We start from the raw sequence: 25,315 nt of genomic DNA, 5'->3' as shown, positions 1-25,315 counted from the left end.
GGAGCGCAAAACATTACGTCACTGGCTGCTGCCGATCCTCCTCGGCTGCGAAACGCCTGCACCGATACCGCGTTACCTCGCGCTACGAAGAACGCCATCCGGCGATGAGACCATGCTCGATGGCGAAGCGATACAAGTCGACATCGCTTTCAAGCTCCAGTTTCTTCATGGCCGTGCACTTCTGCGCACTGATGGTTTTCACGCTTCGCCCAGTTTGCCGTGCGATTTCGGCGATGCCGAGCCCCGATGCATAGTGAGTAAATACTTCGAGTTCGCGCTTCGACAAAAGCTGGCGCACGCGCTCCAGCCGTTGCGCACGCTTCGCATCTGCAAGCAGTGTCCGGATTGTCGGACCGAGATAAAACTCACGTGCGAGCGCAGTGACGACAGCAACGTGCATCAGGTCGATGCGATCGCGCTTGCTGAGAATGGCGTCGGCGCCCAACGATATGGCGCTTCGCAGCACGTCGACATCCATCGACATCGTCAGTACGACGAGCGCGATTTCAGGATAGCGCTCCTTGAAAAGCTGAATGATTTCAAGGCCATCGCCTTGCGCCCCACCCGGCATGAAAAGATCCGTCACGACGACATCGCATTCGATGCGAGCCAGCTCCTCGAAAAGCCCGGTTGAATCGATCGCACGGCCGACAATCTGCATGTCAGGCAGCGAAGCCACGAGATTTTCGATCGCCAGCAGCACCAATGGGTGATCATCTGCAATGATCGTTTTAATCGGCACCACGGTGTCGACATCTGCCATCTATTTCCCCCTACCGCGCCCCGATACCAGAGAATATTCTCAAGTCATTTGGCAATCTTTATAGCATCGTACATTGATTAGCATTCCGATATAGGATTGCTCTTAAAACACCTATCATCCTGCAGGGTATTCCTGAACTAACCGCTGGAATTTTGATACCAATCAAACCAATCCGTGCGCTTGAGCAAACGCATAAAGGCCCGGATCGTTATGCACGCCGAGCTTCACCATGGCGTCGCGCTTCTGGCGGCTGACGGTGCGAACGTCGCGATCGAGCTTATGCGCAATTTCGTTGATCGTTAGGCCGTGGGCGAACAATCGCACGACTTCCGACTCGCGCGGCGAGAGACGGGCAGACTCGAACGCGCCGGCCCCCGCTTCGGCCAGCGCGCCGGCAATTCTCTCCCCGACATGCGCTTTGCCCTGGGCCGCGAGGCGCACAGCGACGATCACCTCGTCCATTGACTCCATTTTGTTGACGACGCCGATTGCCGGATCCGTAACGATGGCGCGCAGGATGGCGCCATTGGTGAGACTGGTCAGCACGACGATGCCGAGCAGCGGCCATTCGCGGCGGATGCCCCGCACGAGTTGCAAGCCATCATCGACAGCGCCATCGGGGTCCGGCATCGTCAGATCCGTGACGACCACCTCGCACCGAGTGGAGCGGAGCAGCTCGAGCAACGCGCCCGGTGAACGAGCCGAGCCGACGACGTCGATCTCCTCTTCCTTTTCGAGAGCCGCTTTGATTCCAAGCAGTACAAAAGGATGATCGTCGGCAAGGATGACTCGAATACTCACGATAAATCTCTCAGGAGATGTGTGCGTGCATGCGTTATGAATAATGCATGCCACTGGCGTGCGGCAGTATCAGCCGCAATTCGTGAATATGACCACGGAGCGGTATCGCAGAAAATAGGACGCTTCTGAATCGGCACGACGCAACGTATGCATTTGGCAATTGCCAAGCATGACGAGCGAGTCGAGAGCGAAGGCGTTACGCTAGCGCGACCCGGCTGGATCGCTCGCTGCAGTGTCGAGTTGAAAATCCTTGGCGCGCAGGCTGACCTTCTGGGCATAGGCCTTCGAACCGCCGTAGTTCTTCAGCGCCGCAGCAACGTCGCCCTGTGTCGACTGGATGTAGCCGTGCAGAATCGCCGACCCTGCCTCGATGTTGTCTTCAGGCGCGGTCAGGTCGAGATGCTTCACGAGCTGCTTGTGGGCCGCCGGCACCACCTGCATGAGCCCGGTCGCGCCGTGCAGGCCCTTGGCTTTTTCCTTGAAGCGCGATTCGATCGAGATGATCGCGAGCACCAGCGCGGGCGGCAGCGAATATTTCGATGCCGACGACATCACCGCCGCCGAGATCTGTTCCGCCTTGGCGCGCGCGAGACCGAACTTCTGCGTGAGCAGGTCCGAGATCGCACGGATTTGCGGCACCGTCGATGCACTCGCGGCATCCGGCGCGCTCGCCATGGCCGACGCATCGCTTGCGAAGCCGTCCGCCTGCGCCCGATCCTGTGCAACGGCGCACTGCATCAAGCCCAGCGAAACGACCAATACGCAGAGAAGTCGGCTCATGTCTGATAAATGGGAATGGGTGCCGCATTATAGCGACTCTTGGCGAGGGGTCTCCCTGACGAGGGGCGGCATGTCGCGCGACGGGACGACACCGTGCGTTCTTTGGCGATCGGTCCGAAAGGGCGGAAAAAAGCCCGCATTTGCGGGCTTCTTGTCCATCGAGGGGCACCGTCCGTCAGGGCGGCATCCGATCTTAAAACGGAATATCGTCGTCCATCTCATCGAACCCGCCGCCGGCCGGCGCGCTCGGGCGGCTCGAACCACCGCCGCCGCCACTAGCTCCACGCGCGCCGCCGCCAGCCGTCCGGCCGCCGCCGCGCTCGGACGGCTCGCCGCGGCTGTAGCCGCCGTCATCGCCGCCACCGCCGCCGCCCGCACCGCCGCGGCCGCCGAGCATCTGCATCTGGTCCGCGACGATTTCCGTCGAATAGCGGTCCTGGCCGTCCTGGCCCTGGTACTTGCGCGTGCGAATGCGGCCTTCGATGTACACGGCCGAGCCCTTCTTCAAGTATTCGTTCACGATTTCGGCCAAGCGGCCGAAGAACGCCACGCGGTGCCACTCGGTCATTTCCTTGAACTCGCCGGACGCCTTGTCCTTGTAGCGATCAGTGGTTGCCAGGCGGATGTTCGCGACGGCGTCCCCGCTCGGCAGATAACGCACTTCAGGATCGGCGCCGAGATTGCCGACGAGAATGACCTTGTTGACGGATGCCATGTGTTTCTCCAGTTGATTCCGTGTCGACCGGAGCTAACGCTTTAGCGTGTAGTCCGGTCCCATGCATAGCTTTCATGCGGCGCAGCAAACGCGCCAGCGAGCCGAGCGCTCGCTCAAGCCTTGCGCGGCGGCTGCTTCATGCTGGCGGCGATTATAAGCCACGCAAATACGAGGCCCGAGCAGGCGAAGAACACCGCGCTCTGGCCGTCCACCTTCAACAGCCAGCCGCCGGCTACGCCGCCGAGCGCAAGGCCGATCGACTGCGTCGTGTTGTAGACGCCCGCAGCCGCGCCCTTGCGCTGGCCCGGCGCAAGCTTCGACACGAGCGAAGGCTGCGACGCCTCGAGAATGTTGAATCCGAGGAAGTAGACGAAGAGGATCGCCGCGACAGTCAAAATAGTATGCGGCGCAGCGCCCAGCAACAATTGGCCGATCAGGATAAGCGCGACGGCGCCGAGCAGCACCGGCTTCATCTTGCCGCGCTTCTCGGCGGCGATGATGGCCGGCACCATCATCACGAACGACAGCCCCATCACGGGCAAGTAGACCTTCCAGTGCGACGCGACCGGCAGGCCGCCCGCTTCGAGAATGCGCGGCACGACGAGAAAGAGCGCGGTCTGCGTGGCGTGCAGCACGAGCACGCCAAAATTCAGGCGCAGCAGCTCGACGTTGTGCAGCACCTCGGCGAACGGCGCGCGCACGTGCACGGGCTTCGGCGCATCGGGGACGATCCACAGCACGACGCCGATCGCCAGCAGCGAGAACACGCCGACGAGCGAGAACAGCCCGCTCATGCCGAGCCACTGAAACACGATCGGCGCGCCGACGATCGCCACGGCGAACGACACCCCGATGCTGCCGCCCACCATCGCCATCGCCTTCGTGCGGTGCTCCTCGGCGGTGAGGTCGGCGATGAACGCAATGACCGCCGACGATACCGCCCCCATCCCCTGGATCACGCGCCCGACGATGATCCACGTCATGTCGTGCGCGAGCGCGGCGACGAAGCTGCCGATCGCGAAGACGAGGAGCCCCGTGGCGATCACGGGCTTGCGGCCGATCTTGTCGGAGGCCCAGCCGTAGAAGATGTAGAGCATTGACTGCGTGACGCCGTAGGCGCCGAGCGCGAGGCCGACCAGGAAGACGTTGTCGCCGCCGGGGATCGTTTTCGCGTAGATCGAAAACACCGGCATGATCATGAACAGGCCAAGCATGCGCAGCGCGAAGATCCCGGCGAGCGAAACGGTCGCGCGCATCTCGGGCGCGCTCATGCGCGAGGAAGTGGCGGAAGGATTGGACATCGGCGGCGATGGGCCCGGAAATCGGCGCCCGCTCGCGCCTGCCGCGCGGTGTAAGGTCGCCGTAACGGCGGTCTGGAAAAGTCGTTATAGTAGCAGGTTTGGCCCCCTTCCCCGCCCAGGTTTCATGGAACAGATTCGCATCCGTGGCGCTCGTACCCACAACCTGAAAAACGTCAATCTCGACCTGCCGCGTCACAAGCTCATCGTGATCACCGGCCTGTCCGGATCGGGCAAATCGTCGCTCGCGTTCGACACGCTCTACGCAGAAGGGCAGCGCCGCTACGTCGAGAGCCTGTCGGCCTACGCCCGGCAGTTTCTCCAGCTGATGGAGAAGCCCGACGTCGATCTGATCGAAGGCCTGTCGCCGGCGATTTCGATCGAGCAGAAGGCGACCTCGCACAACCCGCGCTCGACGGTCGGCACCGTCACCGAGATCCACGACTACCTGCGCCTCCTGTACGCGCGCGTCGGCACGCCGTTTTGCCCCGATCACGGGATTCCGCTCGAGGCGCAAAGCGTCTCGCAGATGGTCGACGCCGCGCTCGCGCTGCCCGAGGAAACCAAGCTGATGATCCTCGCGCCCGCGGTGGCGAACCGCAAGGGCGAGCACACCGAGCTCTTCGAGGACATGCAGGCGCAGGGCTTCGTGCGCTTTCGCGTCCGCTCGGGCGGCGGCACGGCGAACGAAGGCGAGGCGAAGATCTACGAAGTCGAATCGCTCCCGAAGCTCAAGAAGAACGACAAGCACACGATCGACGTCGTCGTCGACCGCCTGAAGGTGCGCCCCGACATGAAGCAGCGCCTCGCGGAATCGTTCGAAACCGCGCTGCGCCTCGCGGACGGCCGCGCGATCGCGCTCGAGATGGAGACGGAGAAGGAGCACCTGTTCAGCTCGAAGTTCGCCTGCCCGATCTGCTCGTACTCGCTGCAGGAGCTCGAGCCGCGCCTCTTCTCGTTCAACAATCCGATGGGCGCCTGCCCCGATTGCGACGGGCTCGGCCAGATCACGTTCTTCGATCCGAAGCGCGTCGTGGCGCATCCGTCGCTGTCGCTCGCGGCCGGCGCCGTGAAGGGCTGGGACCGGCGCAACCAGTTCTACTTCCAGATGCTGCAAAGCCTCGCGGCGTTCTACGAGTTCGACATCGACACCGCGTTCGAAGACCTGCCGGAGAAGATCAAGAAGCTGCTGCTGTTCGGCTCGGGCAAGGAAACCATCCCGTTCTCCTACATCAACGAGCGCGGCCGCACCTCGATCCGCGAGCACGTGTTCGAAGGGATCATCCCGAACCTCGAGCGCCGCTACCGCGAGACCGATTCGGCCGCGGTCCGCGAGGAGCTCGCGAAGTACCAGAACAATCAGGCGTGCCCGTCGTGCGAAGGCACGCGCCTGCGCCGCGAGGCGCGCTTCGTGCGCCTCGGCGCGAACGGCGACGCGCGCGCGATCTACGAAGTGAGCGGCTGGCCGCTGCGCGACGCGCTCGGCTACTTCCAGACGCTGCGCCTCGACGGCGCCAAGCGCGACATCGCCGACAAGGTCATCAAGGAGATCGTCGCGCGGCTGATGTTCCTCAACAACGTCGGGCTCGACTACCTCTCGCTCGAGCGCAGCGCGGAGACGCTCTCGGGCGGCGAGGCGCAGCGCATCCGGCTCGCCTCGCAGATCGGCTCGGGCCTCACGGGCGTGATGTACGTGCTCGACGAGCCGTCGATCGGCCTGCACCAGCGCGACAACGACCGCCTGATCTCGACGCTCAAGCACCTGCGCGATCTCGGCAACTCGGTGATCGTCGTCGAGCACGACGAGGACATGATCCGCATGGCCGACTACGTCGTCGACATGGGGCCGGGCGCGGGCGAGCACGGCGGGATGATCATCGCCGAGGGCACGCCCGAGGAAGTCCAGGCGGATGCCGCATCGATGACGGGCCAGTATCTCGCCGGCACGCGCACCATCGAGTATCCGGACGAACGCAAGGAGCCGGACGAGCGGCGCCTGCGCATCGTCGAGGCGCATGGCAACAACCTGAAGCGCGTCACGCTCGACCTGCCGGTGGGCCTCCTGACCTGCGTGACCGGCGTGTCCGGCTCGGGCAAGTCGACGCTTATCAACGACACGCTCTACCAAGCCGTCGCGCACCACCTGTACGGCTCGTCGACCGAGCCCGCGCCGTACGAGGCGATCGAAGGCCTCGAGCACTTCGACAAGGTCATCAACGTCGACCAATCGCCGATCGGCCGCACGCCGCGCTCGAATCCGGCCACCTACACGGGCGTCTTCACGCCGATCCGCGAACTGTTCGCGGGCGTGCCGGCCGCCAAGGAGCGCGGCTACGATCCAGGCCGCTTCTCGTTCAACGTGAAGGGAGGCCGCTGCGAATCGTGCCAGGGCGACGGCGTGCTCAAGGTCGAGATGCACTTCCTGCCGGACGTCTACGTTCCGTGCGACGTCTGCCACGGCAAGCGCTACAACCGCGAAACGCTGGAAGTCCAGTACAAGGGCAAGAACATCAGTGAAGTGCTCGACATGACGGTCGAGCACGCGTACGAGTTTTTCAAGGTGGTGCCCGTGGTGGCGCGCAAGCTGAAGACGCTGCTCGACGTGGGCCTCGGCTACATCCGGCTCGGACAGTCGGCGACGACGCTCTCCGGCGGCGAAGCCCAGCGCGTGAAGCTCTCGCTCGAACTCTCGAAGCGCGACACCGGCCGCACCCTGTATATCCTCGACGAGCCGACGACCGGCCTGCACTTCCACGACATCGCGCTGTTGCTCGAAGTGATCCACCGGCTGCGCGACCAGGGCAATACGGTCGTCATCATCGAGCATAATCTCGACGTGATCAAAACCGCCGACTGGGTGATCGACCTCGGTCCGGAAGGCGGAGCGGGCGGCGGCCAGATCATCGCGCAAGGCACGCCGGAGCAGGTTTCCAAGTCAAAAGCGAGCTTCACCGGGAGATACCTCGGGGAGCTGCTCAGGCGCCGCTGAGCGGGCACACCAAGCTGGATACCGGAAGTCGGGAATTGGGTCGGAGACGGGAATGAGTCATGGCTAAGCGCAACGAGGCATCGGAAAATACGCAGGTGCGGGACCTGCAACCTCGCCCCGTGCGACTGACGAGCGATATGAGCCTGCCGAAGCTGTCGGCGGTGGAAATCGGCAGCTACGCGCTGATGCTCGTCGGCATGTGGGCCGTGCTGGAGTTGAAGCTGCTCGTCGCCTTGCTCGCGGGCATGCTCGTCTTTCAGCTCGTGCATATGATCGCGCCAGCCATCGAGCGGCACACGTCGAGCCAGGGCGCGCGCTGGCTCGCCGTGGTGCTGCTGTCGACGGTCGTGGTCGGCGCGCTCGCGGGGCTGACGATCGGCCTCATCGAGCACTTCGAGAATACGGTGCCCAACATCCAGAACCTGCTCGACCAGGTCATGCAGATGGTCGACCAGGCTCGCGGGCGCACGCCGCAATGGATCGCCTCGGCGCTGCCCGTTGACGCCGCGCAGATGAAGGAGAGGGCCGCCACGCTAATGCACTCGCACATGGGGCAGCTCTCGCAGAGCGGCAAGACCGTCGCGCGCGGCTTCGGGCATGCACTGTTCGGCATGATCATCGGCGCGATGGTTGCGATCACCGTTCAGCGCCACGCACAGCGTCTACCGCTTTCCACCGCCTTCGCCGCGCGCGTCGCGCGCTTCGCCGACGCGTTCCGCCGCATCGTGTTCGCACAGGTCAAGATCTCGGCGATCAATGCCGTGTTCACCGCGCTCTACCTGCTCGTCGCGCTGCCGGCGTTTCACGAGCGGCTGCCACTGTCGAAAACGCTCGTGCTCGTGACGTTCATCACGGGCCTGCTGCCGGTGATCGGCAACCTGATCTCGAACACGCTGATCGTCGCGGTGTCGCTGTCGGTGAGCTTTCCGACGGCGGTCGGCTCGCTCATGTTCCTGATCGTCATCCACAAGCTCGAGTACTTCCTGAACGCCCGCATCGTCGGCGGACAGATCGAGGCGCGCGCATGGGAATTGCTGCTGGCCATGCTGGTGATGGAGGCGGCGTTCGGTTTGCCAGGGGTGATCGCGGCGCCGATTTTCTATGCGTATATCAAGCGGGAGCTGATTTATTTGCGGTTGATTTGAATGCGATCGCGTTTGATCGCCGGATAACGGAAAAGCCCGCGATTGCGGGCTTTTTCATGAGCGGAGCGAAAACGCCATGGCGCTCGATCAGCGAAACACCACCGTCTTCGTCCCGTTCAGCACGATCCGGTGCTCCACATGCCACTTCACGGCGCGCGCAAGCGTCACGCACTCGACGTCGCGCCCGATCGCCGTCAGCTGATCCGGCGTCATGCTGTGATCCACGCGCTCCACTTCCTGCTCGATGATCGGGCCTTCGTCGAGATCGGTCGTCACGTAGTGAGCCGTCGCGCCGATCAGCTTCACGCCGCGGTCGAACGCCTGGTAATAGGGTTTCGCGCCCTTGAAGCTCGGCAGAAACGAGTGATGGATGTTGATCGCGCGGCCCGCGAGCTTCTCGCACAGCTGCGGCGACAGGATCTGCATGTAGCGCGCGAGCACGACGAGATCGGTCTCATGCTGATCGATCACTTCGAGCACGCGCGCTTCCTGCGCGGCCTTGGCGGCCGGCGTCGACGCCGTCAGCGGGAAGTGATGGAACGGAATGTTGTAGCTCGCCGCGAGCTGGTAGAAGTCCTGGTGGTTCGAGACGATCGCGGAGATCTCGATCGGCAGTTGGCCAGTGCGGTAGCGGAACAGCAAGTCGTTCAGGCAATGGCCGATCTTCGACACCATGATCACCACGCGCGGCTTCAGTGAGGCGTCATGCAACTCCCAGCGCATCGCGAAGCGCTCGGCGAGCGCCGCGAACGCGTCACGCAGCGCGTCAAGGCCCGGGTCGCCGCCGACCTGCTGGAAATGCACGCGCATGAAGAACTCGCCCGTGCGGCTGTCGCCGAACTGCGCGGAATCGAGGATGTTGCTGCCGCGCTCGAACAAAAAGCCCGAGACCGCGTGAACGATGCCGGGCCGGTCGGGGCACGACAGTTTCAGAATAAAGCTGTGTTCGGTCGACATGACCCTGGAACTCCCTACTTGAACGCTTGGTATGTAATCGGTTTTCGATCGACGCTTGCTTTGGCGCGGCGCGCCAGGCGCTTCCTGCGCTCAGGCCGGCGGCGCGAACAGTGCGTCGATGCCCGCGCAGGCCTCTGCGTCGATCCAATGGTGGCGCAACAGGCAATCGAGCGTCGCGAGACTGGCGTCGACGGTCATGGCATCGTCTTCGATCCAACCCGCGACTTCGTCGATGCCCGCGAGCCGATGCTCGCCCACCTCGCCGTCCTGGTTGTGCGGGACGAAATCGTCGGGCAGCGGCAGGTCGTAGACGAAGATCTGCTCCGCTTGCGTCCCTTCGGGAATCGACTGCAGCACGTGGACGGTGCGGCCCGCCACGGCCTTCGATGCAATCTCCTCGGGAATGCCCGCCTCTTCCCAGCACTCCTTGACGATCGTCGCGCCGATGCCGAAGCCCCAGCCGATGCCGCCGGCGACGACGTTGTCGAGCATGCCCGGATCGGTCGCCTTGGTGTCGCTGCGGCGCGCGATCCACATCCGTGGCGCACGATCCGCGTATTTTACGACGCCGTTCAGGTGCACCGCGTACGTCATCGTGCCGAAGAAGCGCGACGCGGCGCGCTCGATATAGGCGAGCGGGGCGTCGTCGAAGGCGTTGCGGATCGCGTAGGTTTCGTCGCGCCAGCCGGGAATCCGGCCGTCGGCCGCGAGCGCGCCGATCACCGCGCCGAGCGCGGCAGAGCGCTGATCGACGCTGCCGTCGAAGCGGGGACTGAGCGCGACGCGCGTGGCGTCGATCTCGAAGACGTCGGGCCAGCGCGCAAGCATTGGCACGTCGGTCTCGCGAATCCAGCCGACCCGCTGCTCATCGATCCAGAACGGCCGATGCGCTCGCGCATCGAAGCGGCGCGCGGCGGCGATGCAAGACAAAGTCATGAGACGAAGGCTCCCGATCAGTCGCGCAACGCAATGCGCAGGCCCAGCGCGATGAACGTCGCGCCCGCGAGCCGGTCGAGCCACACGCCAATGCGCGGCCGGCGTTTGAGCCAGTTGCCGATCATGCCGGCGCACACGCCGAACGCCGAGAACACGACAACGGTCTGCAGCATGAACAGCACGCCCAGCTCGAGCATCTGCGCCATCACGCTCTGCGCGCCGTGCGGATCGACGAACTGCGGCAGGAACACGACGAAGAACAGCGTGACCTTCGGGTTCATCATGTTGCCGATCACGCTCTGCCGGAACACGACGGAGAGCGCCTGCCGCGGACGCTCGTGCGCGGTCGCGAGCCCCTGGCTCCTGAGCGCCTTGATGCCGATCCAGACCAGATACGCCGCGCCCGCGAGCTTCACCACCTGAAACGCAACTGGCGACGAGCGCAAGAGCGCAGCCACGCCGAACGCGGCGAGCGTCGTGTGGAACGTGATGCCGGCGGCGAACCCGAGCGCGGCGACGAGGCCCGCGGCCCGCCCCTGCGAGATGCCGCGCGCGAGCACCTGGAGATTGTCGGGACCGGGGGCCATCGTGATGGCGATCGAGGTGGCGAGAAACAGCAGGAAGTTGGGCATCGCTCAAGTGCTCCTTGATGGGCGAGAACGGGAAATCAATGTCCCGAGAATTCGGTGATCGTGTAAAGCGGCAGGCCGTTCTCGCGCAGCAGCTTCGAGCCGCCGAGGTCCGGCAAATCGATGATCGCCGCGCCTTCGACGACGGTCGCGCCGAGCCGCTCGAGCAGCTTCTTGCCGGCCATCATGGTGCCGCCGGTCGCGATCAGGTCGTCGACGATGACGACGCGGTCGCCGGCGCGGCAAGCGTCCTCGTGGATCTCGACGGTCGCGCTGCCGTACTCGAGTTCATACGATTCCGACACTGTCCGGAACGGCAGCTTGCCGATCTTGCGGATCGGAATGAAGCCGACGTTCAGCTCATAAGCGATGATCGGCGCGATGATGAAGCCGCGCGCATCGAGCCCGGCGACGTAGTCGAGCTTCGCCTCGACGTAGCGCTCGACCAGCAGGTCGGTCAGCATGCGCAGCGTCTTGGGCCGCTGCAGGAGTGGCGTGATGTCGCGAAACTGCACACCGGCCTGTGGCCAATCGGGCACCGTGCGTATCTGGCTCTTGATGAATTCGGCCGCGTCGATCGACGCACCTGTGCGTGCGTTGGACATGGGTGTCTCCGGAAAAAGCGGCCTTTATTCGCCTAGCGAGGGCCTGGAAAAATCGAAAAAAGCCGGCTGGACCGGCAGGACTCCAGTCGACGAGGAAGGCTCCTTCAAGCCCCGTCAGGCGTTATCAAGCCGCGGACGCGCGGCGATGCCGCAAAATGCGCTCCTCGGCGATCGCCAGCGCCTCCGGCAGCCCGCGCAGCACGACGATATCGGCCGCGCGCAGCTTGGTCTCAGGCCCCGGCTCGACGCCGCGAATGCCGTGCCTGCGGATCGCCGTCACCTCGACGCCCATGCCCGCCAGGCCGAGCTCTTCGAGCGAGCGCCCGACGGCGTCCGAATTCTCGTCGACCGGCACAGATTGTAGCCGCACCTGCTCGTGGCCGTCCTCGTCGCCGAGGTCGTCGGCGCCGTGGAAATAGCCGCGCAACAAGCTGTAGCGCTCGTCGCGCATTTCCTCCACACGCCGCACGACGCGCCGCATCGGCACGCCCACCAAGACGAGCGTGTGCGACGCGAGCATCAGGCTGCCCTCGACGATCTCGGGAATCACCTCGGTCGCGCCGGCGGCGAGGAGCTTCTCGAGATCGGCGTCGTCGACGGTGCGCACGATGACGGGCAGCGTCGGTTCGAGCTCGTGGATGTTGTGCAACACGCGCAGCGCCGAAGGCGTGTTCGCATAGGTGATCGCGATCGCGGCGGCCCGGTGAATGCCGGCCGCAAGCAGCGACTCGCGCCGCCCCGCATCGCCGAACACGACCGATTCGCCGGCGGTGGCCGCGGCGCTCACGCGGTCGGGGTCGAGATCGAGCGCGACATACGACAGGCCCTCGTGCTCCAGCATGCGCGCGAGGTTCTGCCCGGCGCGGCCGTAGCCGCAGATGATCACGTGGCCGCTTTGCTTCAGGCTCTGCGTCGCGATGCGCGTCATCTGCAGCGACTGCATCATCCACTCCGTCGACGACAGCCGCAGCACGATGCGATCGGCGTTCTGGATCAGGAACGGCGCGGCCAGCATCGACAGCAGCATCGACGCGAGAATCGCCTGCAGGAGCGTCGCGTCGACGAGATGCTTGTCGAGAATCAGGTTCAGGAGCACGAAGCCGAACTCGCCGGCCTGCGCGAGGCCGATGCCGGTGCGCATCGCCACGCCCGGCGTCGCCCCGAACACGCGCGCGAGCCCCGTGATCATCAAGGCCTTCAGCAGGATCGGCCCGACCAGGAACGCCAGCACGACGAACGGATGCGCGATGAGCACGCGCGGATTGAGCAGCATGCCCGTGGTGACGAAGAAGAGCCCGAGCAGCACGTCGCGAAACGGCTTGATGTCCTCCTCGACCTGATGGCGGTACGGCGTCTCCGCGATCAGCATGCCGGCGATGAACGCGCCGAGCGCCAGCGACAAACCAAACTTGTCGGTGATGAACGCGGCGCCCAGCGTGACAAGCAGCAGGTTCAGCACGAACAGCTCCTGCGAGCGCCGCCGGGCCACGACGTTGAACCAGCGCGTCATGAACTTCTGCCCGACGAACAAAAGCAGCGACAGCGCGACGACGATCTTCAGCGCCGCGAGCCCGAGCGTCGTCGCGAGGTTCTTCGAGTCGCCGCCGAGCGCGGCGATGATGATCAACAGCGGCACCACCGCCAGATCCTGGAACAGCAGCACGCCAAAAATGTTGCGGCCGTGCTCTGTCTCGATCTCGAGGCGCTCGGCGAGCATCTTGCTGACGATCGCCGTCGACGACATCGCGAGCGCGCCGCCGAGCGCGACGCTGCCCTGCCACGTGACGTGCACCCAGCGCTCGAAGATCAGCCCTAGCATGACGGCGATCGCCACGGTGGCGATCACCTGCAGCAGGCCGAGCCCGAACACGAGGCGGCGCATCGAGCGCAGCTTGGAAAGCGAGAACTCGAGCCCGATCGAGAACATCAGGAACACGACGCCGAACTCGGCGAGATGCTGCGCCCGGTCCGAATCCGGTGCGATGCCGAGCGCGTGCGGACCGACGAGGATGCCCACGGTCAGATAGCCGAGCATCGGCGGTAAGTTGAGGAAACGAAATAGGACGACGCCCGCCACCGAAGCGAGCAGCAGAAACAGCGTCATCTCGAGCGGTGAAATCACCACGGGCTAAGCGTCCTCGTTCGTCAGCGGAACCCGCAGCGCACAGGGACGGCGCTTCCGGGATGATGGGGCTGGGGGGCAGCAGGCAGGCACAGGGGCCTGGCGCGGCGAACAAACGCCTTTGCTATACTCCGCGAATGATAGCGAAAATCAATGGCGACCGGGCGCTGGCGCTCGCCCGGGACGTGCTCGACATCGAAGCTGACGCCGTGCGCGGGCTTCGCAATCAACTCGACGACGGTTTCGTCAGCGCAGTCGATTTCCTCCTGAGCTGCCGCGGACGCGTCGTCGTATCAGGCATCGGCAAATCCGGCCACATCGCCCGAAAACTCGCCGCTACGCTGGCAAGCACCGGCACGCCCGCGTTCTTCGTGCATCCGGCCGAGGCGAGCCACGGCGACCTCGGCATGGTCACGGCCGACGACGTCTTCATCGCGATGTCCAATTCGGGCGAATCGGAAGAGCTGGTCTCGATCTTGCCGCTCCTGAAGCGCCTCGGCTCCAAGCTGATCGCGATCACCGGGCGCCCCGAATCGAGCCTCGCGAAACTGGCCGACGTGCACCTGAACGCGGGCGTCGCGAAGGAGGCGTGTTCGCTGAATCTCGCGCCGACGGCCAGCACCACCGCGGCGCTCGCGCTCGGCGACGCGCTCGCGGTCGCCGTGCTCGACGCGCGCGGCTTCGGCGCCGACGATTTCGCGCGCTCGCACCCGGGCGGCGCGCTCGGCCGGCGCCTGCTCACCTACGTGCGCGACGTCATGCGCACGGGCGACCAGTTGCCGAAGGTGCTCACCAGCGCAACGGTGCGCGATGCGCTGTTCCAGCTGACCGCGAAGCGCATGGGGATGACGGCGATCGTCGACGAGCACGACCGCGTCGAGGGCATCTTCACCGACGGCGACCTGCGCCGCGTGCTCGAGCGCACGGGCGACTTCCGCGAGTTGCCGATCGCCGACGTCATGACGCACGCGCCGCGCACGATCGGCGCCGACCACCTCGCCGTGGAAGCCGTGGAACTGATGGAGCGCCACCGGATCAACCAGATGCTCGTCGTCGACGAAGCGGGCAAGCTGATCGGCGCGCTCAACATGCACGACCTGTTTTCGAAGAAGGTGATTTGAGATGAACGCAGCCCTGACCGTCACCGAACGCGCGAGCCGCGTCAAGCTGATGATTTTCGACGTGGACGGCGTGCTCACCGACGGCGGCCTGATGTTCACGGCCGAGGGCGACACGATGAAGTCGTTCAACTCGCTCGACGGCCACGGCCTGAAGCTCTTGCGCGAAGCGGGCATTGCCACGGCGATCATCACCGGCCGCAAGTCGGGCATCGTGCAGGTGCGTGCGCAGGAAATCCGCATCAACCACCTGTATCAAGGCGTGGAGGACAAGCGCACAGCGTTCTCGGACCTCCTGAAAGCCACTGGCCTCGCGCCCGAGGAATGCGGCTACATGGGCGACGACTGGCCGGATCTCGCGGTGATGCTCCAGTGCGGCTTCGCCGCGGCGCCGGCCAACGCGCACCCCGAGGTCGTCTCGCGCGCGCACTGGGTCTCCCAGGCGCGCGGCGGCAACGGCGCCGCGCGCGAGCTCTGCGAGACGATCCTGCGCGCGCAAAATCGCTATGACACGCTGCTCGCCACCGCCTGCGGAGCCTCGCACGGATGAACGCATCACGCCTGTCATCGCTGATCGCCCTCGTCGCGATGGCCTTGCTGGCCGGCGTGACGTACTGGCTGCTGGAGGCCACGCAAACGCCGCCCAACCAGGCCGAAAAGCCGAAGACCCATTCGCCCGACTATTTCGCCGACAACTTCTCGGTCTCCGAGCTGGACCAGACCGGCACGACGCAGTACCGTCTGACGGCCACCAAAATGGTCCACTATGAAGACGACGAAAACAGCGATCTCACGATGCCGGCCATCCGCGCGTTTCAGCCCGGCAAGCCGATCGTGACAGCCACCGGCCTGCGCGGCACGGTCAACGGCGACGCCTCGATCGTCGACCTGTACGACAACGCCCGCATCCTGCGCGCGCCCGGCAGTGGCGATCCCGAGATGCAGGCGGATTCGTCGCATTTCCGGGTGCTCGTCAACGACGACGTGATCGAGACAGAAAAGCCGGTTAAACTTCGGCGCGGCCTTTCCGTGGCGACGGCAAACGGCATGCACTACAACAACGTCACCCGGGTGATGCAGCTCTTCGGCAATGTCCGCGGCGCAATTGCCGCTTCGGATGCCGGCGGCGGCTCGTCCAAATAGCCCGGGCCCTCCATTCCTAGCGTGACCGCATGAACGAAACGTTCTTTCGCTTTAATTTCAGCCGCGCGCGCGCATCGATCGCGCGCCGCGCGGTGCGCGCTGGGCTGACGGCAGCGCTCGCCGCGCTGTCCTTTGCCGGCGTGGCGCCGATCGCCCACGCCGAACGCGCCGATCGCGACAAACCGCTCAATATCGAAGCGGATAACATGACTTACGACGATCTGAAGCAGATCAACATCTTCACGGGGCACGTCGTCGCGACCAAGGGCACGATCGTGATCCGCGCCGACCGCGTCGAAGTCACCCAGGACCCGCAGGGCTACCAGTACGCCGTCGGCACCTCGGCAGGCACGAACCTCTCGTACTTCCGCCAGAAGCGCGACGGTGTCGACGAGTACATCGAAGGCACGGCAGTGCGCATCAACTACGACGGCAAGCAGGATCTGACGACGCTCACCACCAACGCGACGGTGCGCCGCCTGCAGGGCCTCTCGACGCTGATTGACGAAGTCCACGGCAGCGTCATCACCTATGACGGCCAGAACGACTTCTATACTGCGAAAGCCGGCAAGGACGTAGCCGGCCCCGGCAACCCGTCGGGCCGCGTGCGGGCGATGCTCTCGCCTAAGTCGGGCGGCCCCGCGCCGCTGACGGGCGCCTCGGCCACGCTCGCGCCGTCGTCCCAGATCCAAGGAACCCAGCCGCAGTGAACACCCTGTCTACCCCCGCCGCCACGGCGCACACGCTGCCCAACCGCAAGCCCGCGGGCACGACGAGCTCGCTGGTGGTGCGCAGCCTGAAAAAACGGTACGGGTCGCGCACGGTCGTCAAGGACGTGTCGCTCGACGTGAAAAGCGGCGAGGTCGTCGGTCTGCTCGGGCCGAACGGCGCGGGCAAGACGACCTCGTTCTATATGATCGTCGGCCTCGTGCCGCTCGACGCCGGCGAAATCGTCCTCGACGGCAACTCGATCAGCCTGCTGCCGATCCACAAGCGCGCGTCGCTCGGCCTGTCGTATCTGCCGCAGGAAGCGTCGGTGTTCCGCAAGCTCACCGTCGAGGAAAACATCCGCGCGGTGCTCGAGTTGCAGGTCGACGATCAAGGCAAGCGCCTGTCGAAAGCGCTGATCACCGAGCGCACCGAAGCGCTGCTCGACGAACTGCAGATCGCGCACCTGCGCGAGAATCCTGCGCTGTCGCTGTCGGGCGGCGAGCGCCGCCGCGTCGAAATCGCGCGCGCACTCGCGACGAACCCGAGCTTCATTCTGCTCGACGAGCCGTTCGCGGGCGTCGACCCGATCGCGGTGCTGGAAATCCAGAAGATCGTCAAATTCCTGAAGCAGCGCAATATCGGCGTGCTCATCACAGACCACAACGTGCGCGAGACGCTCGGCATTTGCGACCACGCCTACATCATCAGCGACGGCACCGTGCTGGCCGCCGGCGCGCCAAGCGACATCATCGAAAACGAAAGCGTACGCCGCGTCTATCTCGGCGAGCACTTCCGGATGTAAACGGCGCGCGGTGCAAAACCGCGCACCGCCGCGCCGGCCGGCCTCCGCGCCCGGGCCTGCCGCGCAATCAGCAATTTTTACGGGGACGCCCGCCCCGCCCTTCCGATCCAAAACTGTCGATACGCTTTTTTCCGGGCGGCGCGAGGTTTCGCTCGCGTGGCAAACTCTCTACAATGAAATTCAACTTGCCATGAAAGCCAGCCTCCAACTCCGCCTATCTCAGCATCTCGCGCTGACGCCGCAGCTGCAGCAGTCGATCCGGCTGCTGCAGCTGTCTACGCTTGAACTGCAGCAAGAGGTCGCAATGGCGGTCGCGCAGAATCCGCTGCTCGAAAGCGAAGACGAATGGATCGCGAGCCCGCTGCGCGTCGCGGCTGACGGCTCCGTCATCGCGCAGACGCCGAACACGAGCAGCCCCGAGCCGATGTCCGGCGCGCCGGCTGGGTCAGGCTCGGCCGAGAACCATGACAGCGGCGGCGAGCCGCAAGGCGTCGACGAATACAACGGCCTGGCGTCGGATTCGGGCTCGGACGCCAGCCAATGGAATCTCGACGACTACGGCCGCTCCGGCACCGCCTCGGACGACGACGACCTCCCGCCGCTGCAAATCCACGAATCGACGACGACGCTGCGCGACCACCTGATGGCGCAGTTGCGCGTCACGCAGGCGGGCCAGCGCGACCGCGCGCTGGTGACGTTCCTGATCGAATCGCTCGACGACGACGGCTACCTGACCGCGTCGCTCGAAGAAGTGATGGCCGACCTGCCCGGCGAACTCGAAGTCGATCTCGACGAGTTGAACGCCGCCCTGGCCCTGCTGCACAGCTTCGACCCAGCCGGCGTCGGCGCCCGCTCGGCGTCCGAATGCCTGAAGCTGCAACTGCTGCGGCTCGACGCGTCGCCGACGCGCACGCTCGCGCTCGAAATCGTCGTCCATCACCTGGAGCTGCTCGCGGCCCGCGATTTCACACGCCTGCGCAAGCAACTGAAGACCGACGACGACGAGCTGCGCGACGCCCACACGCTGATCCGCTCGCTCGAGCCGTTCCCCGGCGCCGCCTACGGCAAGGCCGAAGCCGACTACGTCGTGCCGGACATCATGGTGCGGCGCACGTCGCAAGGCTGGCAGGCCGAGTTGAACCCAGAAGTGGTGCCGCGCCTGCGGATCAACCACCTGTATGCGAACATCCTGCGCAACAGCCGGGGCGATCCGGGCAGCGGTTCGCTGCGCCAGCAGCTTCAGGAAGCGCGCTGGCTGATCAAAAATATCCAGCAGCGATTCGAGACCATTCTCAGGGTCGCGCAAGCCATTGTGGAGCGTCAAAAGAACTTTTTTACGCACGGCGAAATTGCGATGCGCCCCTTGGTTTTGCGGGAAATTGCTGATACGCTGGGTCTACACGAGTCGACGGTCTCGCGTGTAACGACTGGGAAGTACATGCTTACCCCGTTTGGGACGCTTGAATTTAAGTACTTCTTTGGATCTCACGTTTCGACCGACACTGGGGGTGCGGCCTCATCCACGGCCATTCGCGCACTCATCAAGCAACTGATAGGAGCTGAAGACACCAAATCTCCTCTTTCAGACAGCCGCATAGCCGAACTGCTGGGGGAACAAGGATTCGTGGTCGCACGTCGCACAGTCGCCAAATACCGCGAAGCCCTCAAGATTCCCGCAGTGAATTTGCGCAAGTCTCTGTAGCTCGCTGCATTTTGCAGCGGGCATTTTCCGGCCGCGATGCTGTTGGCGGAGAGGGCCGGCCGATACGACCCGCCGCTCGTCAATCACGGGGTGATGATTCGAGCGGGGTGCCTGCGACCGGTACTGCCGCACCAATGGGTGTCAGGCGGCCATTCGCTTGGAGAGCACTATGAATCTGAAGATCAGTGGACACCATCTCGAAGTCACGCCAGCGTTGCGTGAATACGTGATCACCAAATTGGACAAGGTGCTAAGACATTTCGATCAGGTGATCGATGGCAATGTGGTCCTCTCGGTCGACAATCATAAGGAAAAGGAAAAGCGTCAAAAGGTTGAAATCAATCTCCATCTGAAGGGCAAAGACATCTTCATCGAAAGTGCCGACGGCGATCTCTACGCCGCGATCGACCTGATGGTCGACAAGCTCGACCGGCAAGTGATCCGGCACAAGGATCGGCTCCAAGAACACCAGCACCAAGCGATCAAGCATCACCCCGAGGCTTCACATATCGAACTGCCTCCGCAATAGCGAAATCTAGAGGTCTTTCTCACCCCTGAAAAACCGCCCACAGAACGGGCGGTTTTTTCGTCCCATGGCCACTCGACATGGGCGCTGCGGCGGCAATACGACACCGCGCGGCGGGGGATGGCGCGCTGCACCATCGATGCTTGCGCTGTTCTATAATGTCCCGGTTATTATCGGGGTCGCCAGACGTACGGAACAATCCAGTCTCGCGCGCATCTCTCTGTGAGCACTGCGAAAATGGACAATCATCCAGTTGCCGCGAGGACAATTCAGGCCACGCGTCCGCCTGCCAACATGAATCGTTTAGCCAAATTCCTTCCCCTCGAAAACGTCGTCGTCGGCCTATCCGTTACCAGCAAGAAGCGCGTATTCGAGCAAGCGGGCCTGATTTTCGAAAATCAAAACGGGATCGCTCGCAGCACCGTCACCGACAATCTGTTTGCGCGCGAGCGCCTCGGTTCGACAGGGCTCGGCGAAGGCGTCGCGATTCCGCACGGCCGCATCAAGGGGCTGAAGCAACCGCTCGCCGCCTTCGTGCGACTCGATCAGCCGATCCCCTTCGAATCGCCGGACGGCCAGCCAGTCTCGCTCCTGATCTTCCTGCTCGTGCCGGAACAGGCCACGCAGCAGCATCTGGAAATCCTCTCGGAAATCGCGCAACTGCTCTCCGACCGCGAAGTGCGCGAACGCCTGCATTCGGAGCCCAGCGCCGCAGAGTTGCATCGGCTGCTCACCCAATGGCACCCTTGAGGGCATAACTGGGCAATCCGCATTGCGCCGGCAGGCGCGGTGCACGAGCGGGCGCGACCGGAACCACCCTGCGTTTTCTTGTGAGGCCAGGTAACTTGGAGTCATAGACTCATGGACACGTCCAGCATCAACGCCCAAAGCATCTTCGACGACAACGCCTCCATGCTCAAGCTGAGCTGGCTGACGGGGCATGAAGGCTGGGACCGCGGCTTTTCGGCCGAAACCGTCGCCACGGCGACCGCCAGTTCCGACCTCGTCGGCCACTTGAACCTGATTCACCCGAACCGGATTCAAGTGCTCGGCGACGCCGAGATCAACTACTACCAGCGCCAGACAGAGGAAGACCGCTCGCGTCACATGGCCGAGCTGATCGCGCTCGAGCCGCCGTTTCTGGTCGTCGCGGGCGGCATTGCCGCGCCGCCGGAGCTGGTCCTGCGCTGCACGCGTTCGTCGACGCCGCTCTTCACCACGCCGATCTCGGCAGCCGCGGTCATCGACAACCTGCGGCTCTACATGTCGCGCATCCTCGCGCCGCGCGCGACGCTGCACGGCGTATTCCTCGACATCCTCGGCATGGGCGTGCTGCTCACGGGCGATTCCGGTCTCGGCAAGAGCGAGCTCGGCCTCGAACTGATCAGCCGCGGGCATGGCCTCGTGGCGGACGACGCCGTCGATTTCGTGCGGCTCGGCCCGGATTTCGTCGAAGGACGCTGCCCGCCGCTCCTGCAAAACCTGCTCGAAGTCCGCGGACTGGGCCTCCTCGACATCAAGACGATCTTCGGTGAAACCGCGGTGCGCCGGAAAATGAAGCTCAAACTGATCGTCCAGCTCGTGCGCCGCCCTGACGGCGAATTCCAGCGCCTGCCGCTCGAAAGCCAGACGGTCGACGTGCTTGGCCTGCCGATCAGCAAGGTCACGATCCAGGTGGCGGCGGGCCGCAACCTGGCGGTTCTGGTCGAGGCAGCGGTACGCAACACGATCCTGCAGTTGCGCGGCATCGATACGTTGCGCGACTTCATGGACCGCCAGCGCCTCGCGATGCAGGACCCGGAAAGCCAGTTCCCCGGCAAGCTGATGTGACGCCAGGCGCGGCGATCAACAAGGCTGTCATCGGGGCGCGGTAGCCTGGGAGCCTCCCGGCACGGGACGCTCCCAGGCCTGCGATTCGCGTGAACAGGCCCTGGGTCAGGTGCTATGATGAAACGAACGGATTTTTCCCCATGCGCATTGTTCTGATCACCGGCATCTCCGGCTCCGGCAAGTCTGTTGCGCTGAACGCACTCGCGGATTCCGGCTACTACTGCGTGGACAATCTGCCGCCGCGGTTCCTGCCCGCGCTCGCCGAATACCTGTCGAGCGACGGTCACGAGCGCCTCGCGGTTGCGATCGACGCCCGCTCGAGCGCCTCGCTCGGCGACATGCCCGCGATCATCCGCAATCTGTCGAGCGAGCACGACGTGCGCGTGCTGTTCCTGAACGCGAGCACGCAGGCGCTGATCCAGCGTTTTTCCGAAACCCGCCGGCGCCATCCGCTGTCCGGCTCGCCCGCGCACGACGCCGACGTGGGCCTGATGACCTCGCTCGAGGAAGCAATCGAGCGCGAGCGCGAGCTCGTCGCCGATCTCGCCGAGTTCGGCCATCAGATCGACACCAGCAATCTGCGCGCAAACGTCCTGCGCGCCTGGGTCAAGCGCTTCATCGAGCAGGAGCATGCGGGCCTGATGCTGATGTTCGAATCGTTCGGCTTCAAGCGCGGCGTGCCGCTCGACGCCGACTTCGTCTTCGACGTGCGCACGCTGCCGAATCCATACTACGACCACGAGCTGCGCCACCTTACCGGGCTCGACCAGCCGGTCATCGATTTTCTCGATGCGCTGCCGGTGGTGCACGAGATGATCGACGACATTCAAGCGTTCCTGCTGAAGTGGCTGCCGCACTTTCGAGACGACAACCGCAGTTACCTGACCGTCGCGATCGGCTGCACGGGTGGGCAGCATCGCTCCGTGTTCATCGCCGAGACGCTTGCCGCGCGTCTCGCGAACGAGGCAAACGTGATAGTGCGGCATCGCGACGCGCCGATCGACGTCGGCGAGTCATCACGCCTGGTGGCCTAACTCGCCGCATCGCGCGGCACTTTCCTAGCGTTGCGCCATGTCCTCTACACTTGCCTTGCTTGCCGATTTGCCGCTCTTTCCGCTGCATACGGTGCTGTTCCCCGATGGGCTCCTGCCCCTCAAGATTTTCGAAGCGCGTTACCTGGACATGGCACGCGATTGCCTGCGCGAGCAAGCGCCGTTCGGCGTCTGCCTGCTCAAGAGCGGCGCGGAGGTTGCGCAGCCGGACGATCCGGCAGTGCCCGAGACGGTCGGCTGCCTTGCCGAAATCGAGCAATGCGACGTCGACAACTTCGGCATGCTGCTGATCCGCGCGCGCGGCACGCGGCGTTTCCGGCTGCTGTCGCATCGCGTGGAGGCGAGCGGCCTGCTCGTCGGCATGGCCGAGCGGCTCCCCGACGACATCCCGCTCGAGGGCACCGACGCGCTGGCGAAGTTCGGCGCCTGCGCGGAAGTGCTCGAGCGAATCATCGACACGATCCGCGAGCGTGACCCGCAAAGCCTGCCGTTTGCCGAGCCGTTTCGTTTCGACGATCCGGCATGGGTGTCGAACCGCTTGTCGGAAGTGCTGCAGATCCCGCTGCGCGCGCGCCAAAAACTGATGGAGCTCGGCGACGCCGGCGCGCGCATCGACATCGTCCACCACTACATGCAGCAGCATCAGCTGCTGTAGATCCTGCCGGCGCGCAGCGTTCCCGCGCGAAGCTAGAGCAGCGAGCCCCGCAGCGAATCCAGCAGCTTGCGTACCGGCGCGGGCAGGCCGTAGGCGTCGAGGTCGGCGAGCGGCACCCACTCGGTCTCGCTGTCACCCGCTTCCAGGCGCGCCCCCGGCCGGCCGGCATCGACATCGGCTACGCGCGGCTCGATCTCCAGCTTGAAGTGGGTGAACGTATGCGTGAATGGCGCCAGATGCTCCAGTTCGCGCGCACCGCCGAAAGCGCGGGCGCGCTTCTCGAGCGCTGCCTCGTCCCCGGCTTCCGGCAAGCTCCACAACCCTCCCCAGATTCCGGCAGGCGGGCGCTTTTCGAGCAGCACCGAAGCGCCGTCGAGCAGCACGAGCATCCACGTGCGGCGCGTCGGCACGGCCTTTTTCGGACGCGCCGCCGGCAGCTCCCGCTGCCTGCCGGTCACGTTCGCGACGCAATCGGACGCAAACGGGCAACGCGCGCATTCGGGACGCCCGCGTCCACATAGCGTGGCGCCCAGGTCCATCAGCCCCTGCGTGTAGGCACTGATGTCGTCGTCGCCGCCGTCTTTGGGAAAAAGCGATTCGGCCAGCGTCCACATGGCGTTCTCGATGCGCTTCTCGCCGGGGAACCCTTCGACGCCGAACACGCGCGCCAGCACACGCTTCACGTTACCGTCGAGGATCGTCGCCCGCGCGCCGAACGCAAACGACGCAATCGCCGCCGCCGTCGAACGCCCGATCCCGGGCAGCTCTGCGAGCGCATCGACCGTCGACGGAAACGCCCCTCCGTGCTGCTCCACGACCGCTTGCGAGCAGCGATGGAGATTGCGCGCGCGCGAGTAGTAGCCAAGGCCGGCCCACAACGCCATCACGTCGTCGAGCGGCGCGGCGGCCAGCGCGGCAACGTCGGGAAAGCGCTCGAGAAAGCGCGTGTAGTACGGAATCACCGTCGTGACCTGCGTCTGCTGCAGCATGATTTCCGACAGCCAGATCCGATACGGATCGCGCGTGTTCTGCCACGGCAGATCGTGACGCCCATGCTCGCGCTGCCATGCGATCAGCCGTGCGGCGAACTCGGATTGAAGGGGCGAAGCGGGTAAAGCGCTGGGAGCGGACATGAGGAATCGGGCCGGCAACGGCCTCAACGCTGGCAATGGGGACAAAAATACGTGGAGCGCTGCCCTTGCACGATCTGCTTGATCGGCGTGCCGCATACGCGGCAAGGCAGTCCTGCGCGATCATAGACGAAGTAGTCAAGCTGGAAATAGCCGCTCTCGCCGTTGCTGCCGACGAAGTCGCGCAGCGTGCTGCCGCCCTTGTCGATCGCGGCAGCGAGCGTCGCGCGCACCGCCGTGGCAAGCAGGTCGTAGCGCGCGAGCGAGACGCGTCCGGCAGGCGTCGTCGGCCGGATGCCGGCGCGAAACAGGCTCTCGGAAGCGTAGATATTGCCCACGCCGACCACGATGTCGCCGGCGAGCAGCGCCTGCTTGACGGAAACCTTTCGGCCACGCGTGCGTCGATGCATGAGCGCCCCGGTGAATTCGGGCGCAAACGGCTCGACGCCGAGCGTCGCGAGCAGCGGATGATCGAGCACGTCACCGGCATCGCGCGGATGCCAAAGCACCGCGCCAAAGCGGCGTGGATCACGGAAGCGGAGAATGAATTCGTCGAAAATCCAGTCGATGTGATCGTGCTTGGCAGGCGCAGGCGGCTCGGCGGTATGCGGCAGCACGCGCAGCGTGCCCGTCATGCCGAGATGGACGATAAACCAGCCGTCTTCTATCTCGAACAAAAGATATTTGCCGCGCCGCTCGACCTTGCGGACCCGCTTCTTGCCGAGCGTGCTCGCGAAGTCCGCGGGAACCGGCCAGCGCAACGCGCGGGTCCGCACGTCGACGCGCTCGACACGGCGCCCGGCGACATATGGCTCGATCCCACGCCGGGTGACTTCAACTTCGGGCAATTCGGGCATGTCTAACTGGTGTGTAACTTGCATCGTTGATTGTGCGTGTATTGTAGCG

25 protein-coding genes are annotated in these 25,315 nt (G+C 64.6%); 13 read left to right on the top strand and 12 right to left on the bottom strand.

Going from position 1 to position 25,315, the window contains the following annotated elements:
- Positions 1 to 82 precede the first annotated feature (82 nt).
- The 5 genes from FAZ69_RS11975 to FAZ69_RS11955 form a co-directional block, all read right to left on the bottom strand.
- Positions 83 to 763 carry a response regulator gene (locus FAZ69_RS11975; RefSeq protein ID WP_136894577.1) on the bottom strand — a complete coding sequence of 227 codons (681 nt, stop codon included), beginning with the start codon at positions 761 to 763 and terminating at the stop codon, positions 83 to 85.
- Positions 764 to 925: 162 nt separating this feature from the next.
- Positions 926 to 1,564, bottom strand: coding sequence for a response regulator (locus FAZ69_RS11970; protein WP_240702192.1), 639 nt, complete (start codon positions 1,562 to 1,564; stop codon positions 926 to 928).
- Positions 1,565 to 1,765: 201 nt separating this feature from the next.
- Positions 1,766 to 2,344: a transglycosylase SLT domain-containing protein gene (locus tag FAZ69_RS11965; protein ID WP_136894575.1), complete on the bottom strand. Its 579-nt coding sequence runs from the start codon at positions 2,342 to 2,344 to the stop codon at positions 1,766 to 1,768.
- A 193-nt stretch (positions 2,345 to 2,537) separates the two neighbouring features.
- Entirely contained in the window at positions 2,538 to 3,059 is a 522-nt protein-coding gene (locus FAZ69_RS11960; RefSeq protein WP_136894573.1) for a single-stranded DNA-binding protein, read from the bottom strand.
- A gap of 113 nt (positions 3,060 to 3,172) precedes the next feature.
- Positions 3,173 to 4,360, bottom strand: coding sequence for an MFS transporter (locus tag FAZ69_RS11955; protein WP_136894571.1), 1,188 nt, complete (start codon positions 4,358 to 4,360; stop codon positions 3,173 to 3,175).
- Positions 4,361 to 4,484: 124 nt separating this feature from the next.
- On the opposite strand from FAZ69_RS11955, the gene uvrA reads away from it, so the two are divergent.
- Positions 4,485 to 7,346 carry an excinuclease ABC subunit UvrA gene (gene uvrA / locus FAZ69_RS11950; RefSeq protein ID WP_136894569.1) on the top strand — a complete coding sequence of 954 codons (2,862 nt, stop codon included), beginning with the start codon at positions 4,485 to 4,487 and terminating at the stop codon, positions 7,344 to 7,346.
- Between the two features lie 59 nt (positions 7,347 to 7,405).
- Entirely contained in the window at positions 7,406 to 8,491 is a 1,086-nt protein-coding gene (locus FAZ69_RS11945) for an AI-2E family transporter (protein WP_136894567.1), read from the top strand.
- A gap of 87 nt (positions 8,492 to 8,578) precedes the next feature.
- On the opposite strand, the gene purU is transcribed toward FAZ69_RS11945, so the two are convergent.
- The 5 genes from purU to FAZ69_RS11920 all read right to left on the bottom strand — a co-directional run bounded on the left by purU (position 8,579) and on the right by FAZ69_RS11920 (position 13,740).
- Positions 8,579 to 9,448, bottom strand: coding sequence for a formyltetrahydrofolate deformylase (purU, locus tag FAZ69_RS11940; protein WP_136894565.1), 870 nt, complete (start codon positions 9,446 to 9,448; stop codon positions 8,579 to 8,581).
- A 90-nt stretch (positions 9,449 to 9,538) separates the two neighbouring features.
- Positions 9,539 to 10,384, bottom strand: a complete 846-nt coding sequence (locus FAZ69_RS11935) for an NUDIX hydrolase (RefSeq protein WP_136894563.1) — start codon at positions 10,382 to 10,384, stop codon at positions 9,539 to 9,541.
- A gap of 17 nt (positions 10,385 to 10,401) precedes the next feature.
- Positions 10,402 to 11,016 (bottom strand): LysE family translocator, encoded by a 615-nt coding sequence (locus tag FAZ69_RS11930; protein WP_136894561.1) that lies wholly within the window; start codon positions 11,014 to 11,016, stop codon positions 10,402 to 10,404.
- A 35-nt stretch (positions 11,017 to 11,051) separates the two neighbouring features.
- On the bottom strand, positions 11,052 to 11,618 hold the full coding sequence (locus tag FAZ69_RS11925) for an adenine phosphoribosyltransferase (protein WP_136894559.1): 567 nt from the start codon (positions 11,616 to 11,618) through the stop codon (positions 11,052 to 11,054).
- A 124-nt stretch (positions 11,619 to 11,742) separates the two neighbouring features.
- Positions 11,743 to 13,740 (bottom strand): monovalent cation:proton antiporter family protein, encoded by a 1,998-nt coding sequence (locus FAZ69_RS11920; RefSeq protein WP_136894968.1) that lies wholly within the window; start codon positions 13,738 to 13,740, stop codon positions 11,743 to 11,745.
- A gap of 137 nt (positions 13,741 to 13,877) precedes the next feature.
- On the opposite strand from FAZ69_RS11920, the gene kdsD reads away from it, so the two are divergent.
- The 11 genes from kdsD to FAZ69_RS11865 all read left to right on the top strand — a co-directional run bounded on the left by kdsD (position 13,878) and on the right by FAZ69_RS11865 (position 23,279).
- Positions 13,878 to 14,861, top strand: coding sequence for an arabinose 5-phosphate isomerase KdsD (kdsD, locus tag FAZ69_RS11915; protein WP_136894557.1), 984 nt, complete (start codon positions 13,878 to 13,880; stop codon positions 14,859 to 14,861).
- Between the two features lies 1 nt (position 14,862).
- Entirely contained in the window at positions 14,863 to 15,408 is a 546-nt protein-coding gene (locus tag FAZ69_RS11910) for a KdsC family phosphatase (protein WP_136894555.1), read from the top strand.
- Positions 15,405 to 16,001 carry an LPS export ABC transporter periplasmic protein LptC gene (gene lptC / locus FAZ69_RS11905; protein WP_136894553.1) on the top strand — a complete coding sequence of 199 codons (597 nt, stop codon included), beginning with the start codon at positions 15,405 to 15,407 and terminating at the stop codon, positions 15,999 to 16,001. Before FAZ69_RS11910 ends, lptC begins: the two co-directional genes overlap by 4 nt.
- Positions 16,002 to 16,030: 29 nt before the next feature.
- Positions 16,031 to 16,711 (top strand): lipopolysaccharide transport periplasmic protein LptA, encoded by a 681-nt coding sequence (gene lptA, locus FAZ69_RS11900; RefSeq protein ID WP_136894551.1) that lies wholly within the window; start codon positions 16,031 to 16,033, stop codon positions 16,709 to 16,711.
- A 5-nt stretch (positions 16,712 to 16,716) separates the two neighbouring features.
- Complete coding sequence (gene lptB, locus FAZ69_RS11895; RefSeq protein WP_136894966.1) at positions 16,717 to 17,514, top strand: LPS export ABC transporter ATP-binding protein; 798 nt, start codon at positions 16,717 to 16,719, stop codon at positions 17,512 to 17,514.
- A 190-nt stretch (positions 17,515 to 17,704) separates the two neighbouring features.
- Entirely contained in the window at positions 17,705 to 19,216 is a 1,512-nt protein-coding gene (locus FAZ69_RS11890) for an RNA polymerase factor sigma-54 (protein WP_136894964.1), read from the top strand.
- Positions 19,217 to 19,385: 169 nt separating this feature from the next.
- Positions 19,386 to 19,745 carry a ribosome hibernation-promoting factor, HPF/YfiA family gene (gene hpf, locus FAZ69_RS11885; protein WP_136894549.1) on the top strand — a complete coding sequence of 120 codons (360 nt, stop codon included), beginning with the start codon at positions 19,386 to 19,388 and terminating at the stop codon, positions 19,743 to 19,745.
- A 234-nt stretch (positions 19,746 to 19,979) separates the two neighbouring features.
- Positions 19,980 to 20,492, top strand: coding sequence for a PTS IIA-like nitrogen regulatory protein PtsN (ptsN, locus tag FAZ69_RS11880; RefSeq protein WP_136894547.1), 513 nt, complete (start codon positions 19,980 to 19,982; stop codon positions 20,490 to 20,492).
- Between the two features lie 111 nt (positions 20,493 to 20,603).
- Positions 20,604 to 21,572, top strand: coding sequence for an HPr(Ser) kinase/phosphatase (gene hprK, locus FAZ69_RS11875; protein WP_136894545.1), 969 nt, complete (start codon positions 20,604 to 20,606; stop codon positions 21,570 to 21,572).
- 140 nt (positions 21,573 to 21,712) lie between these two features.
- Positions 21,713 to 22,606, top strand: a complete 894-nt coding sequence (rapZ, locus tag FAZ69_RS11870; RefSeq protein WP_136894543.1) for an RNase adapter RapZ — start codon at positions 21,713 to 21,715, stop codon at positions 22,604 to 22,606.
- 37 nt (positions 22,607 to 22,643) lie between these two features.
- Positions 22,644 to 23,279, top strand: coding sequence for an LON peptidase substrate-binding domain-containing protein (locus FAZ69_RS11865; protein ID WP_136894541.1), 636 nt, complete (start codon positions 22,644 to 22,646; stop codon positions 23,277 to 23,279).
- Between the two features lie 32 nt (positions 23,280 to 23,311).
- Here FAZ69_RS11865 and mutY read toward each other — a convergent pair whose 3' ends face one another.
- Positions 23,312 to 24,412 carry an A/G-specific adenine glycosylase gene (gene mutY, locus FAZ69_RS11860; RefSeq protein WP_136894539.1) on the bottom strand — a complete coding sequence of 367 codons (1,101 nt, stop codon included), beginning with the start codon at positions 24,410 to 24,412 and terminating at the stop codon, positions 23,312 to 23,314.
- 23 nt (positions 24,413 to 24,435) lie between these two features.
- Positions 24,436 to 25,266 (bottom strand): bifunctional DNA-formamidopyrimidine glycosylase/DNA-(apurinic or apyrimidinic site) lyase, encoded by an 831-nt coding sequence (gene mutM / locus FAZ69_RS11855; protein WP_136894537.1) that lies wholly within the window; start codon positions 25,264 to 25,266, stop codon positions 24,436 to 24,438.
- Positions 25,267 to 25,315 lie beyond the last annotated feature (49 nt).

The organism is Trinickia terrae (assembly GCF_005144415.1).
In the GTDB taxonomy this organism is placed as follows: domain Bacteria; phylum Pseudomonadota; class Gammaproteobacteria; order Burkholderiales; family Burkholderiaceae; genus Trinickia_A; species Trinickia_A terrae.
Note: the sequence above shows the minus strand (reverse complement) of the source record. Positions and strands in the feature narration are given on the sequence as shown.

Bases quoted from the DNA above. Each gene is read 5' to 3' on its own strand.
- FAZ69_RS11975 (WP_136894577.1), bottom strand. From the start codon at position 763: ATGGCAGATGTCGACACCGTGGTGCCGATTAAAACGATCATTGCAGAT.
- FAZ69_RS11965 (WP_136894575.1), bottom strand. From the start codon at position 2,344: ATGAGCCGACTTCTCTGCGTATTGGTCGTTTCGCTGGGCTTGATGCAG.
- FAZ69_RS11960 (WP_136894573.1), bottom strand. From the start codon at position 3,059: ATGGCATCCGTCAACAAGGTCATTCTCGTCGGCAATCTCGGCGCCGAT.
- FAZ69_RS11955 (WP_136894571.1), bottom strand. From the start codon at position 4,360: ATGTCCAATCCTTCCGCCACTTCCTCGCGCATGAGCGCGCCCGAGATG.
- uvrA (WP_136894569.1), top strand. From the start codon at position 4,485: ATGGAACAGATTCGCATCCGTGGCGCTCGTACCCACAACCTGAAAAAC.
- FAZ69_RS11945 (WP_136894567.1), top strand. From the start codon at position 7,406: ATGGCTAAGCGCAACGAGGCATCGGAAAATACGCAGGTGCGGGACCTG.
- purU (WP_136894565.1), bottom strand. From the start codon at position 9,448: ATGTCGACCGAACACAGCTTTATTCTGAAACTGTCGTGCCCCGACCGG.
- FAZ69_RS11935 (WP_136894563.1), bottom strand. From the start codon at position 10,384: ATGACTTTGTCTTGCATCGCCGCCGCGCGCCGCTTCGATGCGCGAGCG.
- FAZ69_RS11930 (WP_136894561.1), bottom strand. From the start codon at position 11,016: ATGCCCAACTTCCTGCTGTTTCTCGCCACCTCGATCGCCATCACGATG.
- FAZ69_RS11925 (WP_136894559.1), bottom strand. From the start codon at position 11,618: ATGTCCAACGCACGCACAGGTGCGTCGATCGACGCGGCCGAATTCATC.
- kdsD (WP_136894557.1), top strand. From the start codon at position 13,878: ATGATAGCGAAAATCAATGGCGACCGGGCGCTGGCGCTCGCCCGGGAC.
- FAZ69_RS11910 (WP_136894555.1), top strand. From the start codon at position 14,863: ATGAACGCAGCCCTGACCGTCACCGAACGCGCGAGCCGCGTCAAGCTG.
- lptC (WP_136894553.1), top strand. From the start codon at position 15,405: ATGAACGCATCACGCCTGTCATCGCTGATCGCCCTCGTCGCGATGGCC.
- lptA (WP_136894551.1), top strand. From the start codon at position 16,031: ATGAACGAAACGTTCTTTCGCTTTAATTTCAGCCGCGCGCGCGCATCG.
- FAZ69_RS11890 (WP_136894964.1), top strand. From the start codon at position 17,705: ATGAAAGCCAGCCTCCAACTCCGCCTATCTCAGCATCTCGCGCTGACG.
- hpf (WP_136894549.1), top strand. From the start codon at position 19,386: ATGAATCTGAAGATCAGTGGACACCATCTCGAAGTCACGCCAGCGTTG.
- ptsN (WP_136894547.1), top strand. From the start codon at position 19,980: ATGGACAATCATCCAGTTGCCGCGAGGACAATTCAGGCCACGCGTCCG.
- hprK (WP_136894545.1), top strand. From the start codon at position 20,604: ATGGACACGTCCAGCATCAACGCCCAAAGCATCTTCGACGACAACGCC.
- rapZ (WP_136894543.1), top strand. From the start codon at position 21,713: ATGCGCATTGTTCTGATCACCGGCATCTCCGGCTCCGGCAAGTCTGTT.
- FAZ69_RS11865 (WP_136894541.1), top strand. From the start codon at position 22,644: ATGTCCTCTACACTTGCCTTGCTTGCCGATTTGCCGCTCTTTCCGCTG.
- mutY (WP_136894539.1), bottom strand. From the start codon at position 24,412: ATGTCCGCTCCCAGCGCTTTACCCGCTTCGCCCCTTCAATCCGAGTTC.
- mutM (WP_136894537.1), bottom strand. From the start codon at position 25,266: ATGCCCGAATTGCCCGAAGTTGAAGTCACCCGGCGTGGGATCGAGCCA.